The organism is Phytopseudomonas daroniae (assembly GCF_004327275.1).
GTDB classification, from domain to species: domain Bacteria; phylum Pseudomonadota; class Gammaproteobacteria; order Pseudomonadales; family Pseudomonadaceae; genus Aquipseudomonas; species Aquipseudomonas daroniae.
Map to the genome: position 1 here is coordinate 1 of NZ_QJUJ01000014.1, position 21,929 is coordinate 21,929.

20 protein-coding genes, 1 tRNA gene and 1 rRNA gene are annotated in these 21,929 nt (G+C 58.8%); 10 read left to right on the forward strand and 12 right to left on the reverse strand.

Annotation, left to right across the window (positions count from 1 at the left end; genetic code table 11):
• Positions 1 to 79 (forward strand): 5S ribosomal RNA (gene rrf, locus DNK10_RS26430); the annotation flags it as partial.
• Positions 80 to 451: 372 nt separating this feature from the next.
• Here the strand turns inward: rrf and DNK10_RS23875 are convergent.
• The 10 genes from DNK10_RS23875 to DNK10_RS23920 form a co-directional block, all read right to left on the reverse strand.
• Positions 452 to 688 carry a type I-F CRISPR-associated endoribonuclease Cas6/Csy4 gene (locus tag DNK10_RS23875; RefSeq protein ID WP_131193270.1) on the reverse strand — a complete coding sequence of 79 codons (237 nt, stop codon included), beginning with the start codon at positions 686 to 688 and terminating at the stop codon, positions 452 to 454.
• 428 nt (positions 689 to 1,116) lie between these two features.
• Positions 1,117 to 2,841 carry a DUF2326 domain-containing protein gene (locus DNK10_RS23880; RefSeq protein ID WP_131193271.1) on the reverse strand — a complete coding sequence of 575 codons (1,725 nt, stop codon included), beginning with the start codon at positions 2,839 to 2,841 and terminating at the stop codon, positions 1,117 to 1,119.
• Positions 2,832 to 3,110 (reverse strand): ABC-three component system middle component 6, encoded by a 279-nt coding sequence (locus tag DNK10_RS26435; protein WP_425273877.1) that lies wholly within the window; start codon positions 3,108 to 3,110, stop codon positions 2,832 to 2,834. The genes DNK10_RS23880 and DNK10_RS26435 overlap by 10 nt, the downstream gene beginning before the upstream one ends.
• Positions 3,043 to 4,014 carry an ABC-three component system protein gene (locus DNK10_RS23890; RefSeq protein WP_131193273.1) on the reverse strand — a complete coding sequence of 324 codons (972 nt, stop codon included), beginning with the start codon at positions 4,012 to 4,014 and terminating at the stop codon, positions 3,043 to 3,045. Before DNK10_RS23890 ends, DNK10_RS26435 begins: the two co-directional genes overlap by 68 nt.
• A 528-nt stretch (positions 4,015 to 4,542) precedes the next feature.
• Positions 4,543 to 5,208: a phage major capsid protein, P2 family gene (locus DNK10_RS23895; protein ID WP_244216313.1), complete on the reverse strand. Its 666-nt coding sequence runs from the start codon at positions 5,206 to 5,208 to the stop codon at positions 4,543 to 4,545.
• Positions 5,124 to 5,573, reverse strand: coding sequence for an ogr/Delta-like zinc finger family protein (locus DNK10_RS26240; protein ID WP_244216314.1), 450 nt, complete (start codon positions 5,571 to 5,573; stop codon positions 5,124 to 5,126). The genes DNK10_RS23895 and DNK10_RS26240 overlap by 85 nt, the downstream gene beginning before the upstream one ends.
• A gap of 137 nt (positions 5,574 to 5,710) precedes the next feature.
• Positions 5,711 to 5,932 (reverse strand): helix-turn-helix domain-containing protein, encoded by a 222-nt coding sequence (locus DNK10_RS23905; protein WP_131193275.1) that lies wholly within the window; start codon positions 5,930 to 5,932, stop codon positions 5,711 to 5,713.
• Positions 5,933 to 6,030: 98 nt separating this feature from the next.
• On the reverse strand, positions 6,031 to 6,867 hold the full coding sequence (locus DNK10_RS23910; protein ID WP_131193276.1) for a hypothetical protein: 837 nt from the start codon (positions 6,865 to 6,867) through the stop codon (positions 6,031 to 6,033).
• Positions 6,854 to 8,104, reverse strand: coding sequence for a tyrosine-type recombinase/integrase (locus DNK10_RS23915; RefSeq protein ID WP_131193277.1), 1,251 nt, complete (start codon positions 8,102 to 8,104; stop codon positions 6,854 to 6,856). The genes DNK10_RS23910 and DNK10_RS23915 overlap by 14 nt, the downstream gene beginning before the upstream one ends.
• 168 nt (positions 8,105 to 8,272) lie before the next feature.
• A tRNA-Arg gene (locus DNK10_RS23920) sits at positions 8,273 to 8,349 on the reverse strand.
• Positions 8,350 to 8,701: 352 nt separating this feature from the next.
• On the opposite strand from DNK10_RS23920, the gene gabD reads away from it, so the two are divergent.
• The 7 genes from gabD to DNK10_RS23955 all read left to right on the forward strand — a co-directional run bounded on the left by gabD (position 8,702) and on the right by DNK10_RS23955 (position 19,089).
• On the forward strand, positions 8,702 to 10,150 hold the full coding sequence (gene gabD, locus DNK10_RS23925) for an NADP-dependent succinate-semialdehyde dehydrogenase (protein WP_131182478.1): 1,449 nt from the start codon (positions 8,702 to 8,704) through the stop codon (positions 10,148 to 10,150).
• A gap of 149 nt (positions 10,151 to 10,299) precedes the next feature.
• Positions 10,300 to 11,580 (forward strand): 4-aminobutyrate--2-oxoglutarate transaminase, encoded by a 1,281-nt coding sequence (gabT, locus tag DNK10_RS23930; protein ID WP_131193278.1) that lies wholly within the window; start codon positions 10,300 to 10,302, stop codon positions 11,578 to 11,580.
• Positions 11,581 to 11,783: 203 nt separating this feature from the next.
• Positions 11,784 to 12,998 carry an HDOD domain-containing protein gene (locus DNK10_RS23935; protein ID WP_131193279.1) on the forward strand — a complete coding sequence of 405 codons (1,215 nt, stop codon included), beginning with the start codon at positions 11,784 to 11,786 and terminating at the stop codon, positions 12,996 to 12,998.
• A 197-nt stretch (positions 12,999 to 13,195) separates the two neighbouring features.
• Positions 13,196 to 14,272 carry an FAD-dependent oxidoreductase gene (locus tag DNK10_RS23940; protein ID WP_131193280.1) on the forward strand — a complete coding sequence of 359 codons (1,077 nt, stop codon included), beginning with the start codon at positions 13,196 to 13,198 and terminating at the stop codon, positions 14,270 to 14,272.
• 203 nt (positions 14,273 to 14,475) lie between these two features.
• Positions 14,476 to 16,041, forward strand: coding sequence for a methyl-accepting chemotaxis protein (locus tag DNK10_RS23945; RefSeq protein ID WP_131193281.1), 1,566 nt, complete (start codon positions 14,476 to 14,478; stop codon positions 16,039 to 16,041).
• A 327-nt stretch (positions 16,042 to 16,368) separates the two neighbouring features.
• Positions 16,369 to 17,733 carry a glutamine synthetase family protein gene (locus tag DNK10_RS23950; protein WP_131193282.1) on the forward strand — a complete coding sequence of 455 codons (1,365 nt, stop codon included), beginning with the start codon at positions 16,369 to 16,371 and terminating at the stop codon, positions 17,731 to 17,733.
• Between the two features lie 54 nt (positions 17,734 to 17,787).
• Entirely contained in the window at positions 17,788 to 19,089 is a 1,302-nt protein-coding gene (locus DNK10_RS23955) for an NAD(P)/FAD-dependent oxidoreductase (RefSeq protein WP_131193283.1), read from the forward strand.
• A gap of 217 nt (positions 19,090 to 19,306) precedes the next feature.
• On the opposite strand, the gene DNK10_RS23960 is transcribed toward DNK10_RS23955, so the two are convergent.
• The gene (locus DNK10_RS23960) at positions 19,307 to 19,984 is read right to left on the reverse strand and encodes a Crp/Fnr family transcriptional regulator (RefSeq protein WP_131193284.1); all 678 of its coding nucleotides are present in this window, start codon (positions 19,982 to 19,984) and stop codon (positions 19,307 to 19,309) included.
• An 86-nt stretch (positions 19,985 to 20,070) separates the two neighbouring features.
• Here DNK10_RS23960 and DNK10_RS23965 point away from each other — a divergent pair, with 86 nt between their 5' ends.
• Complete coding sequence (locus DNK10_RS23965; RefSeq protein ID WP_131193285.1) at positions 20,071 to 20,595, forward strand: Mpo1 family 2-hydroxy fatty acid dioxygenase; 525 nt, start codon at positions 20,071 to 20,073, stop codon at positions 20,593 to 20,595.
• Between the two features lie 5 nt (positions 20,596 to 20,600).
• On the opposite strand, the gene DNK10_RS23970 is transcribed toward DNK10_RS23965, so the two are convergent.
• A complete protein-coding gene (locus tag DNK10_RS23970) occupies positions 20,601 to 21,392 on the reverse strand; it encodes an MmyB family transcriptional regulator (RefSeq protein ID WP_131193286.1) in 792 nt (263 codons plus the stop codon).
• A gap of 124 nt (positions 21,393 to 21,516) precedes the next feature.
• Between DNK10_RS23970 and DNK10_RS23975 the strand changes: the two genes are divergently transcribed.
• A complete protein-coding gene (locus DNK10_RS23975) occupies positions 21,517 to 21,918 on the forward strand; it encodes a hypothetical protein (RefSeq protein ID WP_131193287.1) in 402 nt (133 codons plus the stop codon).
• Positions 21,919 to 21,929: the final 11 nt, after the last annotated feature.

Here is a 21,929-nt window from a genome sequence, read left to right on the forward strand (position 1 = left end):
TCCCGAACTCAGTAGTGAAACAATGCATCGCCGATGGTAGTGTGGGGTCTCCCCATGTGAGAGTAGGTCATCGTCAAGCTTCTATAAGAAACCCCAGATCTCGACAGAGGTCTGGGGTTTCGTCTTTATGGCGCGGGAAAAAGGCCGCAGGCTACGGGAGGGAAGCCGTAGGCGCTGGGGGACTGCTTATACGGCAGTGAAGCGCAACATCCTTGCCAATCCACACCCCGGATTTTTCTGAGCTGCCTATACGGCAGTGAAGTCCGCTTATTCTTAATGCCTTCAAATGCGCGCATTCTGAGCTGCCTATACGGCAGTGAAGAAGAGCTACTATTCGCTAACTATCTGTTTATTAAACATATCTACTGCCTATCCATGGCAAACCCTTTTCCTGGGGCTGCTTGCAAACCATTGATTTTGCAAGGACTCCGTTTGTATGCGGAAAAAAGGGTCAGAACCAGGGGATGCTGACCTGGGCGCTGAGGCCGTAGCTGCTGAGTGGGCCGTGGGTAGGGGCATCGAGTAGTGGGCCATGGCGAATAAACAGGCGGAAGCTATTACCGTTCCCGTGGCTGCGCAGTGTCACTTCACTGCCGTATAGGCAGCTCAGAAATGCAGTACGTGAAGGGCAGCTACGACCACTCGCTTCACTGCCGTATAGGCAGCTCAGAAATGGGAGAGAGCGCATGGTAGGAAGCACCCACGCTTCACTGCCGTATAGGCAGCTCAGAAAAGGTTGAGGTCGATCACGAAAGGAGGGCCGACCTGCACTGCCTACAGGCAGCTCAGAAAGTAGTGATGCCAGCAGAGGGCATCGACGGTGTCTTCTCTGCCGCAACAGACAACTCAGAAAACGGACAGCGCGAGTCGGGTGGTAAGTGAAGGTTTCAACGCCGTAGCTGTCGGTAATCCAGGCTTTCGGGGCTAAGCGGGTGACAGCTGGGGGGATCTAAACGAAAAAGGCCCAGGTTTTCACCTGAGCCTTCTATCTTTGTCTGTCTGGCGCAGGCGTGCCTCTAACCAATATTTTATCTGTCTGATTTATAAGAATTTTATTTGTTTGTGGAGCCGTCGGGATACACCTGGGGATACACGGCCTCTTCATCTGTGTGCATTTTATGCATTATTTTGTTCGATCCTGAAAAGCTTATCCGATTGAGATAGCTTGACGACGAATAACTCTTCCTTGTTCAACTCCGCCGGTAATTTGTCTCTAAGTATTGATGCGACGAACTGGATACCATTTTTATTTACTAATTCTGCGATCTTAAGTAGCTGATTGTCATGCATCAGTTCCTTTTTATCGTTAAGAAGAAAATGAAAGCAAGGGATGTTATTGGCATCTGCAAATAATGTGTAGGCGATGTCAAAGCAAGATATTTCGCCTTGCTTTTTGCCAGAGCTAAAGTTTGTATTGAATGCGCTGAATTTGTAAATATGCTTACCCTTAAAATTGACTTGGTCAACTTTAAGGGCGTACTTTTCTCCATACAGTTCTTCTGATACTGCCGAGAATAGTATGTTGAACATATCAATTCTGTCTTTTATTATTTTCTCAAACTCTTGAGAGAATAATAGCTCGTCAATTTCTGCAAGCTCTTTACGATATTTTGCGAGTTCTTGATCTACGCTTTCAAGTTGTTGTATGACACTTTCATACTCACCTTTCTTTTGATACTTTCCATTCAGGTCTGAGATTATAATTTCAAGATCTTCAAACGACACGCTTTGAGATATTGATTTAGCGATCTCTTCCTCTTTTTCAAGAAGGCGCTTCAAGAACTCTGACTTGGAACGGATGTCATTTTCAAGTTTTGGAATGTCTTTGGAAAGGTATTGAGCACGCTCCGCTACCATCTGGTTGTGGAAGTTGCAAAGCTCTGTAAAAGTTTTCTGAATGTTTGGTATCAGGGCCGCAGCTTGGTCATATAGTGCTGCCAATTCGTCCGTATTAATCTCTGTCTTAGTCTCAAGGATATCTCTCTCTGCCTCTTTGATCAGAGAATGCCTAATATTAAGTCTTCCAATTTCAGAGCTTATTTTATTGATTTCATATTTTATTTCATTTAAAAGATTTAGATCGTTTTCGAAATTTTCATTTAAATTTAGTGTTCTTTTTTTATGGTTTAGTTCGTTGATTTCGCTATCTATGATGTTGAGGGCGACCTCATACGCAGATTTTGTTTGGTTTTTTTCAAGCTTTGCTTTGAATGATTGTTCTATCCTGATTTTGTTTAGCAGATCCTGCTTGCTGTCCCCTTCTGTAAAGTTGCAGCCAAGAAGGAATAGATAAAGTGTTTCGTACTCCTCGTCTCTAGTAAATTTGTCGAGATTATAAAGAGTGTTCGTAAGGCTTAAGTCTCGATAGCGAATGTTGTGAGATATTATTTGCCGGAATGTTGGTTTTTGGCCGTAATGCCCCTCGAAGAGTATCTCGGTGAGCGCCTCCTCAAACTCGTCATCAGTCTTTTTTAAACCATTGATTTTTTGAACTTTACGTTTTCTTGCCAAAAAATTTCTTTCGATTTTAATTTCTTCGGATGAGTCATCATCTAGGTCGCGCTTTAACGTAAGCGTTATAACGATTTCATTCTCAATCAGAAAAGCTTTTACAACCTTGTGTTCTTCTTTTTTATTTTCAGGGTCTGTGTATATATTTTTTGGGCTGGAGCCTAAGCAAAAGTCTATGAGCATCAAGACTGTTGTTTTTCCAACGTTGTTACCTGTTTCTTTCCCATCGGTGGGCGGAGTTTCATCAACAATTAAGTTGATTCCCTTGTGGAAATTTATTTCACGTATAGTGTGAGTTGGAGATGCTATTTTCAGCTGTTTCAGATACATAGCTCAATTCTTCCCTGTTCTCCAACCTTTATTGCGTTCAAGATAAAAAGCCAGTCTAGGCAAAGTATAAAAAGGGACATGCTTATATCATGACTTGTTTTTGTCTCTATGTAGAGATCTAAAGGCCTGATTGGGTTTGATTGCTGGATAATATTTAGCACGTGCGCACCGTTATAATAGACAGTCTGGTTCGGGTGTATATTATCGGGCAGCAACATTTGCTTCGTATCCTTCAGGGTTCTCAAATATCTTGCAGCGGATAAAGGCATCTACAACTAAAATGTTTACGCAAAGGCAGAGCTCATCCTTTGGAATGCTAGTGTAGTTGGCACTTTCCTGAATTGCTAGCTCTACTTGTTCTGTTATCTTATAGAAAAGCTCGTCTCCGGAAAGCGTGCCCCTGTTTTTATGATATATGGTTCTAATTGAATGGAGAACAGACCTGCTCTTATTGGCTCCCTGACGATCAAACTCAGTATATATCTTGTCTAGTCGACTGTTATGTACTTTGTAATCTTCAACGATCCAGTGTGCAGTATCTAGATCATTGTGTTTGATTTTGTCCTCTATCTTATAAGGGGTTACCTCAACGTGGATATCTGATTCGTTCCAGTCGAGTTGTGCTAGTACATTAATTATCTGTGCAAGGTTCGTTTCAGTCTTTCGGGACGGAATTTCTACTTCAAGCTCACTTCGAACCTGCTCATAAACTTCTCTTTGTGTTGCTATGTCTAGGTTAAGAAATGAGTTGAGTAGCGAACGTATATCTAAAGTGTCTTCTTGCGGACTAAATTTTGCTTTGCTTGGGTTTTTATAGCTCAGCGTTCGTAGATTGCTTGCATCTTTTGAGATAGAAAGAAACTTGAAGTTGTAGTTGTCATATGTGTCATTTATTTTGCTTAACGATGACTCTATTTTTGCCTTTGTAGATGTTGATGATATTTGCAGTATTATTTTTCGCAGATGGTCGGCGAGGTCTATTGCTTCGGTGTTTGATACAGTGGTGTTCAGGCTTTCTAGGCTCCATGTCATAATTTTATTTATTAAGTGAAGATAGAAGGATTCTGAGTGAATGTTGAGGTCTAAAATATTCGCTTTAGCTCTCGTGTCAATTCGAACAGCTAGTTCGTTCAGCTTCCGCTCTACGTAATTAAAATATTTTTGTCGGTTCATCCTTTTACCTTAGAAACTGAGAGTTCTACGTTTGGATCTTGTGTAGCGACCCCTGAGGTCATCGCCTGATATAGATCCGCGAATTGTTCGAGGTGGTCACGCTATCAAGATTGCTTAAGCCTTGTATACGGTGTGAACAGCTTGCTTTGCGATGGTACGTGCCACGATACATCTCACCTCGGGCTAGGACGTGTTCGTTCACGTAGGGTGTGCAGGGAAATGCAGGGAAATGCAGGGAAATTTTCCTCAATACCAGTTCCGGCTAGCCCCGCCCTACTTGGCCTTGATCCTTCTGCAGGCCTGCAGAAAAAGCGACACATTTAGCGGCCAGGTGTGGTGGGGGGACAATTGCGCGCGCCGGGGGCAAACGGAGTTGCCGCCGCCGGCTGGGGTGACCCAGGCCGGGATCGGGAGTGACTCAGACCGGCGCTGTAAGCTGGCAAAAAGAAAGCCGCGCAAGGCGGCTTTGGGGGGCGTCTCGTGTTGGCCTACCAATTCAGGTTGAGCGCTTGGTAGGCGTTTCTCTGGCTAAACGAACTCGAGGTTCTCGACCATGGCCACCAGCCCGTAATCCTCGATCACGTAGGCTTCGTTCAGGGACTGAAAGTCGCTCACCTGGTTGATGCTTGGGTCATCCGTGATGAAGCGGCGCATGGTCTCTTTCTGGTAGTAAATCGAGAGATTACTCAGTGTCGTAACGACCAATTTCCCATCAGGGAAGAACGGAGCGTCGCGATGGGCAATGCCTGCAATCAGTCCGCTGCTCAGGATACGGTTCAATGCCAGCTCGTTGACGTTATCGGCCGTGCCCTCGATGTTGATCAATGACTTGCTATGCAGCAAATCACGATCAATCAGTACCACCAGATCTGGACGTTTGCGATGCCAAGGAGCGAGCAATTGGATGGCTGCATACACCACGGCGTCAAGGTTAGGGTAGTCACCGCCTGCGCCGATCTTCAGCTTGCCTGCTGACGCACCTGAGGCTTTGACCTGGGTAGGTGCTTTGCTGCGGATCTTCTCCAGCCAGCCAATATTCACATCCTGCAGCAGTGGGTAGGCTTCGCGATCAGTCTCGGCCGAAGCGTGCGTGCCGTTAAATCCGATCATCAGACGATCCAGTGCTTGCCGCTCGCCAATGGCCTGGCCAATGCGCTCTGCGAAGTCAGCGAACTGTGCCCAGGCGTCGAGCATGCTGTATGGCAATGCAACGTCGAACTCTGTCTTCTCGCAGCGGTAGCTGGTTCAAGGCATGCTTGAGCAGGTTGCTGGTCGCGCTCCATCGGTAGCCCCAGCTCCTGCAGCACGCTACGGCGTGCGTTGCTCGGCGCATAGGGCAGGGCAATCGCCGGGTTTGGATTGCTCGGCGGGCTCAGGCGGTGCGTGATCTCATCCGTGCCGGTGAAGGTGGCGCCGCAGACCGGATTTTTGCACACCAGGTAGGTGGACGACATCAGCGGATGGTAGCTGGTGGAGCTGCGTTTGATCAGCGCTGCGCCGCAGTCCGGGCAGCAGCGTTTTGCCTGGGCTTGAGTTCGGGTTTTTGGGGTGGCGTTCATGGCGATCTGGGCTCCGAATCTGGACGCCCCAAGCATCATTGATCCCGCCCAAGACAGGAACCGATTAGGGTTGTAAGCAGCGCGCTCACAACCTCTCGTACTGTTGGCCGTTTGCCGGCCGGCAGTTGAACGGGCCATCAAGCGACCCCCTTGCCGCAATGCACGTTGGCCTGCAGCCAGTCGGCGATGTCAGATGCGCGGTATCGGACAAGTCGGCCGATTTTTACGTACGGTAGGGCATGCCGTCCGCTGCTTCTCCAAGCAGAGAGGGTACGAGTTGAGACGCCTAGCTCTTGAGCGGCTTGGGCTGGTGTCCATAAGTCTGGGCTATGTGCGTTAGTGCTGCTTTTTGAAAGCATCTCTGTCTCCAGTGGCGCTGTTTGCGAGTAGAGAGACGATGCTTTGAATGGCGGTGGTGGAACAGGGCGTAACAGTGTTACGCGGGGAAGGGCAGGAGTCAGTCGTACCAAGGCAGCTTGTGTTCGATCATCGGCATGCGAATAGGTTTTTCGTCTACAACGAGAACTGGGGCATTCCTATATATTTCTGTAAGTTGGGGTTCTATCCACTCTCTTATTGTGCGCCTAGCTCTCTCTCCCTCAGCGGCCCAACTTTTCGGATCAGTATTCTTTAATAACTCTTTCTGTATTTCTTTGACGATTTTTGAGCGGCCTCCACGTCCGCGAAAATTCTGGTAATAGCTCAGTACATATTGACGAGAGAAGTACTTGGCAGCTAGTGCTCCACCTTTCCCTGCCCTACTGTCTGCTGCTGCTTGTCGTTTTCTCGTGGTTTCATCTTCTTGAGCGTAACAGCTCATGAGCAGAAGGTTGTAACAAAGTGCCTCTAGGTCTTCTGTGCACTGTTTTTCCTTCCACGATGATAGCCTGTATGCCGATTCTGCTGCGCTTGCAAGGGCCTGTGCTACTGGCTCCATTTCAGAGTTTTTGTGGTAGTTGATGCGAATGATGTCACTGCCTAATTTTATTTCTCGCGGGGCTCTGTAGGAAGGAGCGTTTATGTTTTCGAGGTGGTTTCCAATCTCGTCATGTCTAGGGCTTAATGAAAAGTATTTTTTGCAGGCTTGCATTAGCATTTTGAAAACAGTAAAGGCTGGACTGTTTTTCAATAGCCAGCGCCGTTCTCTGTTGTTCTTGAGGATGAGTTTGTAGTGGCAAATAAATATCTCCATTTCCCACTTTTGCTGCTTCCTGAAAGCGTCGACCTCGCTGGCTTTCCAGATAAGCAAGCCGGACTCAAGCGATTTAACGGTCCAAAGCTCATTCATTTGCATTTGAGGTTTCTTTTCCAAAGCAGACTTGAATGACGTTGCCTTTTTCCAGCTTATCGAGGTGATCCGCATACCACTGCATCATCTGCCTGCGCTGCTCGAGGTAGATCGCCTTGTTGTAAACTCCGGAAACGCCTCCTTCGACGTGGGCCAGCTGCGCCTCGACGTGCTCGCGAGGAAAGTTGTTCTCGCGCAGCGTGGTGGACGCGATGTGGCGGAAGCCATGGCCGGTCTGTCGGCCGTCATAGCCCATGCGACGTAGTGCCATGTTGAATGCCATGTTGCTACGCGGCTTCTTGCGGTCGTTTCGCCCAGGGAAAAGCAGCGGGTAACGGCCGTTGATGGTTTGCAGCTCTTTCAGCGCCTCGAGCGCTTGCCGTGACAGCGGCACCAGGTGATCGCGGCGCTTCTTCATCCGCTCGGCCGGGATGCTCCATAGGCCCTTGGCCAAATCGAACTCAGACCAGGGCGCCTCACGCAGCTCACTGGGCCTGACGCCGGTGAGCATCAGCAGGCGAAGGCCAAGCCGCAGATCCGCCGCGTGTGGATAGGCGCTGATGGCCCGTAGCAGGTCAGGCAGCTCCTGGGCGGTGACGTGGGCATAGTTCTCGGCTGGCTTGCTCTGCAGGAAGCGGCTGAGGCCTTCCAGAGGGTTATGGATGGCCCGGCCGGTGACGCGGGCCAGGTCATAGATTTCCTTGCAGGCACGACGCACCCGCTTCATCTGCTCGAGGATGCCTTTGCGCTCGAGCGTCTGCAGGAAGTCCATCCACTGCTTGGGCGTGATCTCGGTGTAGGGGCGTTTGCCGAAGACAGGGAAAACGTGCAGCTCGAGAGAGCCAGTATTCCGGCGTGCCGTGCTGGGCTCCCAGGTCGGCGTGCGCAGTTCGAGCCACTCTCGGGCCAATATCTCGAATGTGTTGGTTGCTGCCTCGAGCTCTGCCGCTGCACGCGCTTTGCGATTGGCGATGGGGTCTCCGCCATCGGCGATCTCCTTGCGCAGCTCGGTAGCCTTCTTTCTGGCCAGCGAACCACTGACTTGCGGATAACCGCCAAGCCCCATCCAGCTCCACTTGGACTGCTGGTTCTTGTACCTCAGCTGCCAGGACTTCTGGCCGTCCGGCTTCACACGAAGGTACAGGCCATTGGTGTCGAGTTCGCGATACTCGCGGGTCTCGGGTTCGATGCTCGCCAAAACCGTGTCGCTGAGTGGTCGGCGCTTGATTTCGGAGCGTTTCACGTCCGTGTATCCCTCCAGTTCTAAGAGCGCCCAGGGATACACCCTGGGATACAGGGAGCGAGGTTATAAGGGGAGACAAGAGTAGACAACCAGAAACAACAAAGCCCGCACGGGGCGGGCTCTGTAGGGCGTTTCGTAGACATCTGTAGACAACTAGAAACAATGATCTGGCGCACCAGGCGGGATTCGAACCCACGACCCCTGCCTTCGGAGGGCAGTACTCTATCCAGCTGAGCTACTGGTGCGTTGCGGGGCGCAATCATACGCATGTCGCTGGCGTGCGTCCATGCTGCTGGCGGGCTTGTTCGGCGGGTAGGGAAGGCTGGCTTCGGCTATAAAGAAAGCCTGTTCGAGCGCCAGTGATCGGCTGGTCTGTTAATTTTCTTGAACGGACTATTGCCCTTTAACCCTTCTGATCTTAGGATCTGTTTGATATTTCAAACGATGGTGTTGGCCAAGCTGAACTCTGGGCGTCACCCTCCGTTCGAACTGCCAGGCAGTAGGTAACCTGTCGCTCCAACCCAACCATACCTGGGTTCGCTCCCAGCTTCTTTCGTCATCTCCTGGCACCGTGGTGCCAGGATAGAGGAGACCGCCATGCAACTGAAAGACGCCCAACTGTTCCGCCAGCAGGCTTTCATCGACGGCGCCTGGGCTGATGCCGACAGCGGACAGACCATCAAGGTCAACAATCCAGCCACTGGCGAGATCGTTGGTAATGTACCGAAGATGGGCGCGGCCGAGACTCGCCGTGCCATCGAAGCGGCTGACAAGGCGTTGCCGGCATGGCGTGCCCTGACTGCCAAGGAGCGTTCCGCCAAGCTGCGCCGCTGGTACGAACTGATGCTGGAAAACCAGGACGATCTGGCTCGCCTGATGACCATCGAGCAGGGCAAACCGCTGGCCGAGGCCAAGGGCGAAATTGCCTACGCGGCGTCCTTTATCGAGTGGTTCGCCGAAGAAGCCAAGCGCATCTATGGCGACACCATCCCGGGTCACCAGGCCGACAAGCGCCTGATCGTGATCAAGCAGCCGATCGGCGTTACCGCGGCCATCACCCCGTGGAACTTCCCGGCGGCGATGATCACCCGCAAGGCCGGCCCGGCCCTGGCCGCTGGCTGCACCATGGTGCTCAAGCCGGCTTCGCAGACCCCGTATTCCGCTCTGGCCCTGGCCGAGCTGGCCACCCGTGCCGGCATTCCGGCTGGTGTGTTCAGCGTGGTGACCGGCAGCGCTGGCGACATCGGCAGCGAGCTGACCAGCAACCCGATCGTGCGCAAGCTGTCGTTCACCGGCTCCACCGAAATCGGTCGTCAACTGATGGCCGAGTGTGCCCAGGACATCAAGAAAGTGTCGCTGGAGCTGGGTGGTAACGCGCCCTTCATCGTGTTCGACGATGCTGACCTGGACAAGGCCATCGAAGGCGCGATCATCTCCAAGTACCGCAACAACGGTCAGACTTGCGTGTGCGCCAACCGCATCTACGTGCAGGACGGCGTGTACGACGCCTTCGCCGAGAAGCTCAAGATCGCGGTCGAGAAGCTGAAGATCGGCAACGGCCTGGAAGATGGCACCACCACCGGCCCGTTGATCGACGAGAAGGCCGTGGCCAAGGTCAAGGAGCACATCGAAGACGCCGTCTCCAAAGGCGCCAAGATCCTCTCCGGCGGCAAGACCCACGCCCTGGGTGGTACCTTCTTCGAGCCGACCATTCTGGCCGACGTGCCGAAGAATGCGCTGGTCTCCAAGGACGAAACCTTCGGCCCGCTGGCGCCACTGTTCCGTTTCAAGGACGAAGCCGAAGTGATCGCCATGGCCAACGACACCGAGTTCGGCCTGGCCTCCTATTTCTACGCCCGTGACCTGAGCCGCGTGTTCCGCGTGGCCGAGGCCCTGGAATACGGTATGGTCGGCATCAACACCGGTCTGATCTCCAACGAAGTGGCGCCGTTCGGCGGCATCAAGGCGTCCGGCCTGGGCCGTGAAGGCTCCAAGTACGGCATCGAGGATTACCTGGAAATCAAGTACCTCTGCCTGAGTATCTGATCCACCTGGCGCCGCTTTCCAGCGGCGCCAGTACGTATTTTCCCCTGTATCCCGCAAGGCCCGGCAGTCGATCATCGCATGCTGCCGTGGCTGTATCGGGATGCGTCATCCTTGAACCACACCGACGATGAGCGGTGAATGAGGAAGCCATGAGCAAGACCAACGAATCCCTGCTGCAACGCCGCCAGGCCGCCGTCCCGCGTGGCGTCGGCCAGATCCACCCGATCGTCGCCGAGCGTGCCGAGAACGCCACCGTGTGGGACGTCGAAGGCCGTGAGTACATCGACTTCGCCGGCGGCATCGCCGTTCTGAACACCGGCCACCTGCACCCGAAAGTGGTCGCGGCCGTTCAGGAACAGCTGACCAAGCTGACCCATACCTGCTTCCAGGTGCTGGCGTACGAGCCTTACATCGAGCTGTGCGAAGAAATCGCCAAGCGCGTACCGGGTGATTTCGCCAAGAAAACCCTGTTGGTCACCTCGGGCTCCGAAGCCGTCGAGAACGCCGTGAAGATCGCCCGTGCCGCCACTGGCCGCGCTGGCGTGATCGCCTTCACCGGCGCCTACCATGGCCGTACCATGATGACCCTGTCGCTGACCGGCAAGGTTGCGCCGTACTCCGCCGGCATGGGCCTGATGCCTGCCGGTGTGTACCGCGCCCAGGCGCCGTGCGAGCTGCATGGCGTGAGCGAAGACGAGTCCATCGCCAGCATCGAACGCATCTTCAAGAACGATGCCCAGCCTCAGGACATCGCCGCGATCATCATCGAGCCGGTTCAGGGCGAAGGTGGTTTCTACGTCAACTCGCCAGCCTTCATGAAGCGTCTGCGTGCCCTGTGCGACCAGCACGGCATCCTGCTGATCGCTGACGAAGTGCAGACCGGCGCTGGTCGTACCGGCACCTTCTTCGCCACCGAGCAACTGGGTGTGATCCCGGATCTGACCACCTTCGCCAAGTCCGTCGGCGGCGGTTTCCCGATCTCCGGCGTCAGCGGCAAGGCCGAGATCATGGACAAGATCGCGCCCGGAGGCCTGGGCGGCACCTATGCCGGTAGCCCGATCGCCTGCGCCGCGGCCCTGGCCGTGCTGAAAGTGTTCGACGAAGAGAAGCTGCTCGATCGTTCCAATGCCGTGGGCGAGAAGCTCAAGGCCGGCCTGCGCGACATCGCCGCCAAACACAAGGTGATCGGTGACGTACGCGGTCTGGGTTCGATGATCGCCATCGAACTGTTCGAAGACGGCGACCACAGCAAGCCGGCTGCCGAGCTGACCGGCAAGATCGTCGCCAAGGCGCGCGACAAGGGCCTGATCCTGCTGTCGTGCGGCACCTACTACAACGTGGTGCGCTTCCTGATGCCGGTCACCATCCCGGACGCTCAACTGGAGAAAGGCATCGCCATCGTTGCCGAGTGCTTCGACGAACTCGCCTGAGCTCAGCCTGAACAAGACCCGCCGCTGGCGGGTCTTTTTTTGCCTGCGGTTTTTATATGACAGGTCGCAGAGCCGCGTTTTAGACTGCTCTATTTCGTGGCTGACGGTTGTGTCAGCCTGCTCATATGCCCAGGGATGCGGGGATCGATCAGCGGCCTTGTCAGTTGGCCGTTGTCTTCGCTCCGATGTAACGAGGTTTCTTGATGTCTGCAGCGGCTAGCGCCCCGGAAGTTCTCATCGCTGATCCCGATCCCTGGACGGCCAATCTGCTTGAGCAGCTGGTGCTCGATGTACGCTGCGATGCCGTGGTGATCCGTGTCGGCGATGGCCAGGCTGCCATGGCGCTCTGCGAACGACGCCTGCCGGAGCTGGTGATCGCCGACAGCGAGTTGCCGGGTGTCGATGGCCTGGAGTTGCTGCGCCGGTTGCGTCGCCATCCGCGTACTCCGGCGCTGCCGTTCATCCTCATCAGTGGCCGGCTGGACGCCAACAGCGTGCGCGCCGCCAAGCCGCTGTTACCCACTGCCTACCTGGCCAAACCCTTCAATGCCGAAGTACTGCGCCAGCGTCTGGCCGGGCTGTTGCTCAGTGACGGCGAAGAGCTGCTGTGCCCGATTCGTCCGCTGCTGGTGGACAGGCTCGAGGACTATCTGGATACCTTGCGCGAAAAAGGGCAGGGCGCGCCGCTGCTGGCCTCGGTACGCGACTCGGTCAGCCAGTGCCTGAACAGCAGTGAACCGAGCCTGGGTGAGCTGGAACAGGTGTTCGCCCGCGACCCGCAAATCACCGCTTGCCTGATCGCAGCGGCGAACAGTGCCGCCCGCCACAATGGTTCACCCTGTCAGACCCTGGCCCAGGCCCTGCCACGCCTGGGTGTGGCACGCACCCTGAACCTGGTGCTGGGGTTGTCCGTGCAGCGCAATGCACGGCTCAGCGACCCGCGTCTGGCCGAGCAGGGCGTGCGCACCTGGGCCGCAGCCCAGCGCAGCGCCGAGGTCGCCCACTGGCTGGCCTGCGAGCTGTCGCTGGATGCCGAGCTCTGCTACACCGCAGGGTTGTTGCACAACATCGGCGAGCTGGCGCTGTTGCGCTGCATGCAGGATTGGCAGGACGCCGGGGGCAGCCTGAGTGATGAGGACATCGAGCAGAGCATCCGCCTGCGTGCCGCCAGTTTCGGCTCTGCATTGCGCATCCGCTGGCTCCTGCCCTTCGGTTTGCGCGAGTTGGTAGCGGCCTATTACAGCCTCAACCGTGGCGTGTTCTCCCGTGAGGCGCTGGTGCTCAACCTCGTCGGTCAGGTCGTCGCCCTCGATGCGTCGCAGAGCCCCAGTGCTCTACATGACGCCCGTTGCGTGCGCTTGCTGCGTCTCGACCCGGGCGTGTTCGAGCGATTACCTGCTGGGACTCCAGCAGCCTGAGCTCGACAGAAATCACGCCGTAAAAATGTGTCGAAAGCCTGTCCCAAGCGTCTCTTCTCTTGCTCGAAGCGGCTCGCTGCCGCCATGCTCCGGGTGCGGCGGATCATTCCGTGTGCATTTCGGTCAAAGCTCGTTCTGCGTTCCCGTGGGTGGCCCCGCGCCGCTCTGCCCAGGCTCTCACAAGGATATCGGTGTAGATGACTGACTACGATCTGTTGCTGGTAGGCGCAGGCCCGGCCCATCTCGGGGTTCTGCGGCGCTGGGCGCTGATCGAGCGGCCGGCGGGTCGGATCGGTCTTGTGGCCAGTGCCGAGCACACTTGGTACGCCGGCATGCTGCCGGGCCTGGTAGCCGGTCGCTACGGTGCCGAGGATTGTCAGATCGGCCTGGTCACGTTGTGCCAGGCCGCACAGGTCGAACTGATCGTCGCGCCAATTACGTCGCTGGACGCCGCCACACGCCAACTGAGCCTGGCCGATGGCCGTGTGCTGCACGGCAACTGGCTGTCGCTGAACGCCGGCGACCGGGTCGCCTGCCCGCCCCGTGAAGGCGACGCGATGGACGTGCTGGCCGTCAAACCGGTAGACAGCTTCATTGCCGGTTGGCGGGTCTGGAAAAATGATCCGCAGCCCCTGGCCATTCTCGGCGGCGGCGTGGCGGGGGTGGAAATGGCCCTGGCCCTGGCCGACCAGGTGCCGCAGTTGGCGCTGTTCTGTGGTGAGCCGCTGCTGGCCGGTCACTGTGCCGGTTTGCGGATGCGTGCCTGGGGCCATCTGCGTATGCGCCGCGTGCAGGTGCGCGAGCATTGCCCGATCAGCCGTATCGACGGCGATTGCCTGATCAGCGGCGAAGCTGCGGTGTGGCGCGGTGGCCGGCTGCTGCTGGCCAGCGGCGCCCAGGCCTTTCCCTGGATCGCCGGCAGTGGCCTGAGCTGCGATGCCGACGGTTTCGTGCACACCGCCCCGACGCTGCAGAGCCATTCCCATCCGCAGGTCTTCGCCGTGGGCGATTGCGCCAACCTGCCTGGCGTTCGCAAGAGCGGGCTGTACTCGATGCGCCAGGTACCGGTGCTTGCAGCCAACCTGACAGCCGCACTGCGCGGCGGGTCGCTGCGAGATTACAAGGCGAGCGGCCAGCGCCCGTTGCTGCTGGCCAGTGGTGATGGCGGTGCGTTGTTCGGCTGGCGCCAATGGAGTGCGGGCGGGCAATTCTACGGGCGCTGCAAGGATTACTTCGACCGGGCGTTCGTCAAGCGCCATAGCCTCAAGCGCTGACCCACGTTCCTTTGCCGCGATCGCCCTATGCTACCAAAGTGCCATATCTCGGCGCATGATGGGGTGGTCAACTCGTCCGAGCGGCTGCCGTGCCTCTACAGATCCGTCCTGCGCTGCCGATGAACTGAACAGGGCATTCGGCTATTCGCCGGCACGCTTGCCGCGACCGACATCCCGGCACAATAAAAACAAAGAGGTTCGCCATGGGTTCTGGATTTACTCGTGACCGGCTGGCATTGGCTCTGCACGTGCTCGGCCTACTGGCATTGCTGGTGGTCTGGCAGCAGGTACAGATGCCTGCCTATATCGGTGCTATCGCGCTGCTACTGCTGGCGCTATGGCCCTGGTTGGGGGCTTGGCGACGGTCGGTGCCAGCAGCCGCTGACCCTGCGCCGGCGGCCTCGCTGGATGAGCTGAGCCAGAGCCTGTCGAAACACACCTGTCATAACGCCCTGTCAGCGGCCCAGGTGGCCTTCACCGTGCAGCAACTGGCCGGCAAGTTGCAGTCGCAGCTGGCGGCGGTGGAGCAGATCGGCGAAGGTGCCCACGCCGTGACCCGTACCGAACAGAGCAATGCCGAGCGCGCCGGCCAGACCCTGGGCGCCGCGCAGACCGTGCGCGCCAGCAGTGCCACTGGCCAGGCCGAGTTGCAGCAGGCGATCAGCCGCATGCAGCAGCTCAGCGCGCAGGCGGCCGCCAGCCGCGAGTTGATCGATGGCCTTGGCGCGCGTACCGAGCAGATCGAACAGGTCACCCAGGTGATCCAGTCCATCGCCAGCCAGACCAACCTGCTGGCGCTCAATGCCGCCATCGAAGCCGCCCGCGCCGGTGAGCAGGGCCGTGGTTTTGCGGTGGTCGCCGACGAGGTGCGCAGCCTGGCCGGTCGTACCGCCAGCGCCACCGGGGAGGTGGGACAGATGGTCGCCGATATTCGCCAGCAGAGCACGGCGGTGGTCAACCATATCCAGCGTCAGGCCGAGGAGCTGGAAGCGGCCGCCCGGCAGATCGAATTCACCGGCGAGCAACTGCGCGGCATCGCCGACCTGGCGGCTGACGTCGATACCCAGGTGGCGCAGATCAGCGCCGGTACGGCCAGCAACCACGAACACCTGGCCGAGCTGCTGGTGGCGGTCGAGCAACTGCGCGGTGACGTGCGCAGCAGCGAAGACCAGACCCGGCAACTGGGCAAGGCTGCCGAGCAACTGGTCGGCCAGGCGGAAAGCGTCAGCGAGCAGTTGGCCAGCGTCGGGCTGGACAGTTATCACCAGCGCATCTATGACCTCGCTCTGGAAGGCGCCGCGGCGATTGGACGGCAGTTCGAGGCGGATATCCAGGCCGGGCGCATCAGCCTGGCGGATCTGTTCGACCGTCAGTACCAGCCGATCCCCAATTGCTTCCCGGCCAAGTTCCGCACGCGCTTCGACAGCCATGCCGATCAGGTGCTGCCAGCCATCCAGGAACCCCTGCTCAAACGCCACGAAGGCCTGGTTTTCGCCATCGCCACCACACCGGAAGGTTACGTGCCGACCCACAACGAGGCGTTCAACCATCCGCCCACCGGCGACCGCACGGTGGATACCGTGAAGAGCCGCAGCAAGCGCATGTTCAACGACCGCACCGGCATCCGCTGCGGCAGCCACCAGCAGCGTCTGTTGTTGCAGACCTACATGCGCGATACCGGCGAACTGATGCACGATCTGTCGGTGCCGATCCATGTGCAGGGCAAGCACTGGGGTGGCTTACGGCTGGGCTACAAACCGGAGCCGTGACAGTCCATTGTTTAGCGGCTGGCTATCTGAAGGTGCGGTAATAACGATTTAACCTGACTGTCGGCACGTGCGAGCCTCGCGGGCATGCCTATCCCGGTCTGCACTTCTGCCCCTCTCATCGCTCTGCCAGCCTTGTGCTCGCAGGGGCGGGCACCCGAGCCCACGGGGCTGCCGCAGACCCTCGCCTTCTGGGCACTCTGGCATTGCCGCCACGCCCGCCCGCCGGATGTTCTTCTCGCCTCCTGACACCCATGGCTGTTCACTCCCAGCCGACAAGTCGATCCGGGTCACCCGTGACGGTCGCCCGTGGCCATATGAGAAGCCATCATGCAATTCGCGCCTCTGCAGGACGCCGAGGATTTCCTCGCGCAGAACCCCGATATCGAGCTGTTCGAACTGTTCATCATCGACGCCAACGGTGTGCCGCGCGGCAAGCTGTTGCACCGTGACGAGCTGCTCGCCGTGTACCGCAGCGGGCGACCGCTGCCGAGTACCATCCTCGGCCTGAGCATCAACGGTGATGACGTGGAGGATTCCGGCCTGGTCTGGGACGTCGGCGACATCGATTGCCGTGCCTACCCCCTGGCCGGCAGCCTGGTGCGCCTGCCCCGGCGGCTGATCCCCACGGCTGCGGTGCAGGTCAGCATGCACCCGCAGGAAGGCATGCCGGCCAGTGTCGCCGACCCGCGCCACGTGCTGGTGCAGGTGATCGAGCGGCTACAGGCCGAGGGCTTCCACCCTGTGATGGCCTGCGAGCTGGAGTTCTACCTGCTCGATGCCAAACGCGACGCCTGTGGCAACCCGCAGCCGGCCCTGGATGCCGATGGTGGGCGGCCGCGCAATACTCAGGTCTACGGCTTGCGCGAACTGGAGCAGATCGAGCCGTTTCTCGCGGATCTGTATGCCGCGTGCAAGGCCCAGGGCATCCCCGCGCGCACGGCGATTTCCGAGTATGCGCCGGGGCAGGTGGAAATCACCCTGGAGCATGGCGATGCGCTGCAGGCCATGGATCAGGCGGTGCGCTACAAGCGCCTGGTCAAGGGCGTGGCTCACCGGCATGGCATGCAGGCCTGCTTCATGGCCAAGCCGTTCGATCACCTGGCAGGTACCGGCATGCACATGCATGTCAGCCTGAACGACGCCGTGGGCCGCAATCTGTTCGCCAGCGAGGCGCCTGCGGGTACGCCGCTGCTGCGTCATGCGGTTGGCGGCATGCTCGCCAGCCTGCTCGATTCGCTCTTGCTGTTCTGCCCCAACGCCAACTCCTATCGGCGTTTTCAGGCCAACAGCTACGCGCCGCTGGCTTTGAGCTGGGGTGTGGATAACCGCACAGTCAGCCTGCGTGTGCCGGGCGGCCCGGCGGTGACCCGGCATATCGAGCACCGTATCTGCGGCGCCGACGCCAACCCCTACCTGGCTGCTGCGGCGATTCTTGCCGGCATTCATCGCGGGATCAGCGAGGAGCTGGATCCTGGCGAGCCAATCGAAGGCAATGGCTATGCCCAGGCCACGACCCTGCTGCCGACCGACTGGCTGACCTCGCTGTGTGCGTTGCAGGCCTCGACCTGGGCGGCCGATGCCCTGGGGGCGGAGTTTCTGCGGGTGTATCTGGCGGTCAAGCGCGAGGAGCGCCGGCGCTTCATGAGTGAAGTCGGCGAGCAGGACTGGCGCTGGTACCTCAATCAGGCGTGAACTTGCAAAACATGATAATCACGGCGCGCCCAGGCGTGCCGCTAAGGAACTGACATGAGAGACAAGGCGACGGCAGCCGAGCGCAGCCCGTCCTACTACAGCGCGAGCATCGACCAGGAAAGCGACTACCCGAGCGTGCAGGGTGAGGTGCGGGTCGATGTGGCGATCATCGGTGGTGGGTTCACCGGCGTGGCCACCGCGGTCGAGTTGGCCGAGCGCGGCTTCAAGGTGGCCGTGGTGGAGGCCAATCGCATCGGCTGGGGCGCCAGTGGGCGCAATGGCGGGCAGGTCACCGGCAGCCTGTCCGGCGACACCGCCATGGCCAAGCAGATGCGCAAGCGGCTGGGCGGGGAGGTCGATGACTTCATCTGGAACCTGCGTTGGCGCGGCCACGCCATCATCGAGCAGCGTGTGCGCCGCTACGGCATCGCCTGCGACCTCAAGCACGGCCACCTGCACGCGGCGATGAAACCGGCGCACCTGAACGAACTGCGCGCCTCCTACGACGAGGCGCTGAGCCATGGCATGGAAGCGGACGTGACCCTGCTGGATGCGTGCGGCGTGCGCGCCCATCTGGCCAGCGATCTGTACCTCGGCGCGCTGAAGAACACCCGCAACCTGCACCTGCATCCGCTGAACCTGTGCCTGGGCGAAGCGCGAGCGGCACACAGCCTGGGCGCGCTGCTGTTCGAGCGCTCGCCGGTGCTGGAGATCGTGCACGGCGCCACGCCGACGCTGGTGACGGCCGAGGGGCGGGTGGTCGCCAATCAGGTGCTGCTGGCCGGCGACGTGTACCACAAGCTGGAGCCGGAAAAGCTCAAGGGCATGATCTTCCCGGCCATGGGCGGCATCGTCACCACCGCGCCGCTAGGCGAGCTGGCGGCGCAGATCAACCCCCATGATCTGGCCGTCTACGACTGCCGTTTCGTACTCGACTACTACCGCCTGACCGCCGACGGCCGCCTGCTGTTCGGTGGCGGTGCCAACTACTCAGGGCGCGATTCGCGGGATATTGCGGCTGAGCTGCGGCCCGGCATCGAGCGCACCTTCCCAAGCCTGAAAGGCGTGCCCATCGAGTTCCAGTGGAGCTGCGCCATGGGTATCGTCATGAACCGTATCCCGCAACTGGGCAAGCTGTCGCCCAACGTCTGGTACTGCCAGGGCTACTCCGGCCACGGCATCGCCACCAGCCATGTGATGGGCGAGATCATGGCCGAGGCCATGAGCGGCGAACTGGCGCGCTTCGACACCTTCGCAGGTTGCTCGCATATCAAGGTGCCAATGGGCGACGTGTTCGGTAACCCCATGCTGGCGCTGGGCATGTGGTACTACCAGATGCTGGAGAAGCTGCGCTAGCAGGCTGTTGAAAAACTACCTGCGTTGCCGCTACGTCGTTAGAAACAGGCTCGTGTTCGAGTCCAGGCTAGGCGCCCCCATCAAAATGCTCATTTACAACTCGTAAACTCCGCTTTTTCGCCTGTTTCTGCCTCGCCTACGTTTTTTCAACGGCCTGCTAGAAGCGGCAAAGAGCGTCACTGTGCAATTATCCCCGGCCATTTCCGCCCGGCAGATTCTATTGCGCGGCATCACGCAAACGCTGCAAGTCGAGAATCTCGATTTCGCCATAGGTCAGGCGCAGGATACTCTGGGCTTCCAGCTCCTTGAGAATCTGGTTGGTGGTCTGCCGGGAAATCGCCAACATCAGTGCCAACTGTTCCTGGGCCAGGTGGATGATGCGCCGCGGGCCCTGGGTTTCGCCATAATGCTCGGCGATCAACAGCAGGCGCCTGGCCAGACGCTGGGCGGCGGGCAACAGGCTCATCTCTTCCAGCGTGATGAAGGCCAGACGTACCTTGTGGGCCATCAGCAGGGCGATGTCGCGCCAGTAGCCGGGGTGCGCGTCGAGCAATGCCAGCAGGTCGGCCTGGGGCACCCGCAGCAGGGTGCTGGTGCTTTCGGCGAAGGCGTCGTGGGTACGTGGCTGGCCGTCGAACAAGGATATTTCGCCAAACCAGTACGGTGGTTCGATCAGGGTCAGCAGGGCTTCCTTGCCCTGGCGGTTGACCGCGCCGATGCGTATGGCGCCGCTCACCACGGCGTACAAGCCGCTGGGCGCATCGCCGCGGCGGAACAGGCGCTGGCCGGTCTCCAGGTGAACCTCCTGGCCCATTTCCAGCAAGGCTTGCTGGAGAGCGGCGGGCAGAGCGGCGAACCACTGGCCCTGAAGCAGGTGGGCGTGCAAGTCGGTCATAAGGGCTCCCGGTTTGTCGGCTACCTGACAGTACGCGGCCGGGTAGCGGGTTCATTATCGCTTGACCATTGCCTTGGAGAACAATAATGAAAACTCTGGTCGACCATCTGGCTCAATACGCGACCTATCACCGCGATCGGCGCAACATCGTCAGCCACTTCATCGGCGTTCCCATGATCGTGCTGGCGGTAGCCGTGCTGCTGTCGCGGCCTGGCCTGCCCGTGGCTGATGTGTGGCTGTCGCCGGCGACCCTGGTGACCTTGGCGGCCGTCTGGTTCTATGTGCGCCTGGATCTTCGTTTCGGGCTGGTCATGGCGTTGTTGCTCGGGCTCAGCCTGTGGGCCGGCGCCGTGCTGGCGACGAGCGGTACGCTGCTGTGGTTGAGTGCCGGGCTCGGCTTGTTCGTGATCGGCTGGGTCATCCAGTTCATCGGCCATTTCTATGAGGGGCGCAAGCCGGCTTTCGTCGACGACATCATGGGGCTGATGGTCGGGCCACTGTTCGTGGTAGCCGAGGCCGCCTTTCTGTTAGGCCTGCGCCATGAGGTGGAGCAGGCGGTGGTACAGCGCGCCGGGCCGACCTGCATCCGCGGCAGGAACGCCACGGTCTGAGCCGCTCAGGGCTGCGTCTGGGTCAGGCCACGCAGCCGCTCGGCACTCTCCGGGTCGGCGGGGAAGAAGGTCTCCAGAGCCAACTCGGCCAGGGTCACATCGGTGGGTGTGCCGAATACCGTGGTGGTGCTGATCAGGTTGATCACCCCCAGGTCGCTGCGAAATTGCAGCGGCATCAGCACCCTATCCGCTGATGGCTGCGGGTCGCAGGCTGGTGCCGGATAGCTTTCCAGTTCCTCCAGCAGTGTCTGCAACTGCGCATCCGCGCTGCTGTCGATGTCGCTGCGCAGGCGATTGAGCAGGTAGGCACGCCATTGCCCCAGGTTGACGATACGCGGTGCCAGGCCCTGTGGATGCAGGCTGACGCGCAGCACATTGAGTGGCGGCCCGAGCAGTTGCGGGCTGATGTCGCTGAGAAACGGGGCGATGCAGGCGTTGGCCGCCAGCAGGTTCCAGTGCCGATCAAGAGCCAGGGCCGGGTAGGGTTCGTGGGCCTTGAGCAACTGATCGATGGCGCTGCGTGCGGCCTGCAGTGCCGGGTCAGCGAGACCATGCTGGCTGAACATCGGGGCATAACCAGCGGCGGTGAGCAGACGGTTACGTTCGCGCAGGGGGATCTCCAGCTGTTCGGCCAGGCGTAGCAGCATCTCGCGGCTCGGCCGGGCGCGGCCGGTTTCCATGAAGCTCAGGTGGCGTGTGGAAATATCGGCCTCGCAGGCGAGGTCGAGCTGGCTGAGGCGACGACGTTGGCGCCATTGGCGCAGCAGGGCGCCGACGCAATGGATGGGGGCATTCATGGGCTGAACGATAGCCCAGCAACGTCATCGCAGCCATTACCTGGCAGGTAATCGACGGGCCGCGTCGATCAGGCAAATCTGGATGCCGGCGCCAGATCCCGGCGTCACATCCGGAGGAACGATCATGAATACGCTGCAACCTTCTCTGCTGCTCAGCCGCGCTCTGCTCGTCGATGGTCTGGCGGGAGCCTGCACCGGTGTCTCGCTGGTTCTGGCCCGCGACTGGTGGGGCGCCTTTCTGCAACTGCCGAGCGAACTGCTGTTCGCTGCCGGCCTCACCCTGCTGCCCCTGGCGGCGTTTCTGCTGTGGCTGGGCAGCCGCACAACGCTCAATCGCTACGCGATATGGGCCGTGCTCGCCATCAATGCCCTGTGGGTGATCGACAGCGTGCTCCTGCTGCTCAGTGGCTGGGTGGCGCCTAACCTGATCGGTTATCTGTTCCTCGGCGCTCAGGCCGCGCTGGTGGCGCTGTTCTTCGAGCTGGAGCTGATCGGTCTGAGGCGTTCTCAGCCGTTGCCGGCATGATGCGTGTAGCT

Excerpts from the sequence above, each read along its gene's own strand:
- DNK10_RS23965 (WP_131193285.1), top strand. The coding sequence starts at position 20,071 with ATGAAAACTCTGGTCGACCATCTGGCTCAATACGCGACCTATCACCGC.
- DNK10_RS23970 (WP_131193286.1), bottom strand. The coding sequence starts at position 21,392 with ATGAATGCCCCCATCCATTGCGTCGGCGCCCTGCTGCGCCAATGGCGC.
- gabT (WP_131193278.1), top strand. The coding sequence starts at position 10,300 with ATGAGCAAGACCAACGAATCCCTGCTGCAACGCCGCCAGGCCGCCGTC.
- DNK10_RS23880 (WP_131193271.1), bottom strand. The coding sequence starts at position 2,841 with ATGTATCTGAAACAGCTGAAAATAGCATCTCCAACTCACACTATACGT.
- DNK10_RS23875 (WP_131193270.1), bottom strand. The coding sequence starts at position 688 with ATGCGCTCTCTCCCATTTCTGAGCTGCCTATACGGCAGTGAAGCGAGT.
- DNK10_RS23940 (WP_131193280.1), top strand. The coding sequence starts at position 13,196 with ATGACTGACTACGATCTGTTGCTGGTAGGCGCAGGCCCGGCCCATCTC.
- DNK10_RS23895 (WP_244216313.1), bottom strand. The coding sequence starts at position 5,208 with ATGCTCGACGCCTGGGCACAGTTCGCTGACTTCGCAGAGCGCATTGGC.
- DNK10_RS23910 (WP_131193276.1), bottom strand. The coding sequence starts at position 6,867 with ATGCAAATGAATGAGCTTTGGACCGTTAAATCGCTTGAGTCCGGCTTG.
- DNK10_RS26240 (WP_244216314.1), bottom strand. The coding sequence starts at position 5,573 with ATGAACGCCACCCCAAAAACCCGAACTCAAGCCCAGGCAAAACGCTGC.
- DNK10_RS23935 (WP_131193279.1), top strand. The coding sequence starts at position 11,784 with ATGTCTGCAGCGGCTAGCGCCCCGGAAGTTCTCATCGCTGATCCCGAT.
- DNK10_RS26435 (WP_425273877.1), bottom strand. The coding sequence starts at position 3,110 with ATGCCTTTATCCGCTGCAAGATATTTGAGAACCCTGAAGGATACGAAG.
- DNK10_RS23975 (WP_131193287.1), top strand. The coding sequence starts at position 21,517 with ATGAATACGCTGCAACCTTCTCTGCTGCTCAGCCGCGCTCTGCTCGTC.
- DNK10_RS23945 (WP_131193281.1), top strand. The coding sequence starts at position 14,476 with ATGGGTTCTGGATTTACTCGTGACCGGCTGGCATTGGCTCTGCACGTG.
- DNK10_RS23905 (WP_131193275.1), bottom strand. The coding sequence starts at position 5,932 with ATGCTTTCAAAAAGCAGCACTAACGCACATAGCCCAGACTTATGGACA.
- DNK10_RS23950 (WP_131193282.1), top strand. The coding sequence starts at position 16,369 with ATGCAATTCGCGCCTCTGCAGGACGCCGAGGATTTCCTCGCGCAGAAC.
- DNK10_RS23960 (WP_131193284.1), bottom strand. The coding sequence starts at position 19,984 with ATGACCGACTTGCACGCCCACCTGCTTCAGGGCCAGTGGTTCGCCGCT.
- gabD (WP_131182478.1), top strand. The coding sequence starts at position 8,702 with ATGCAACTGAAAGACGCCCAACTGTTCCGCCAGCAGGCTTTCATCGAC.
- DNK10_RS23955 (WP_131193283.1), top strand. The coding sequence starts at position 17,788 with ATGAGAGACAAGGCGACGGCAGCCGAGCGCAGCCCGTCCTACTACAGC.
- DNK10_RS23890 (WP_131193273.1), bottom strand. The coding sequence starts at position 4,014 with ATGAACCGACAAAAATATTTTAATTACGTAGAGCGGAAGCTGAACGAA.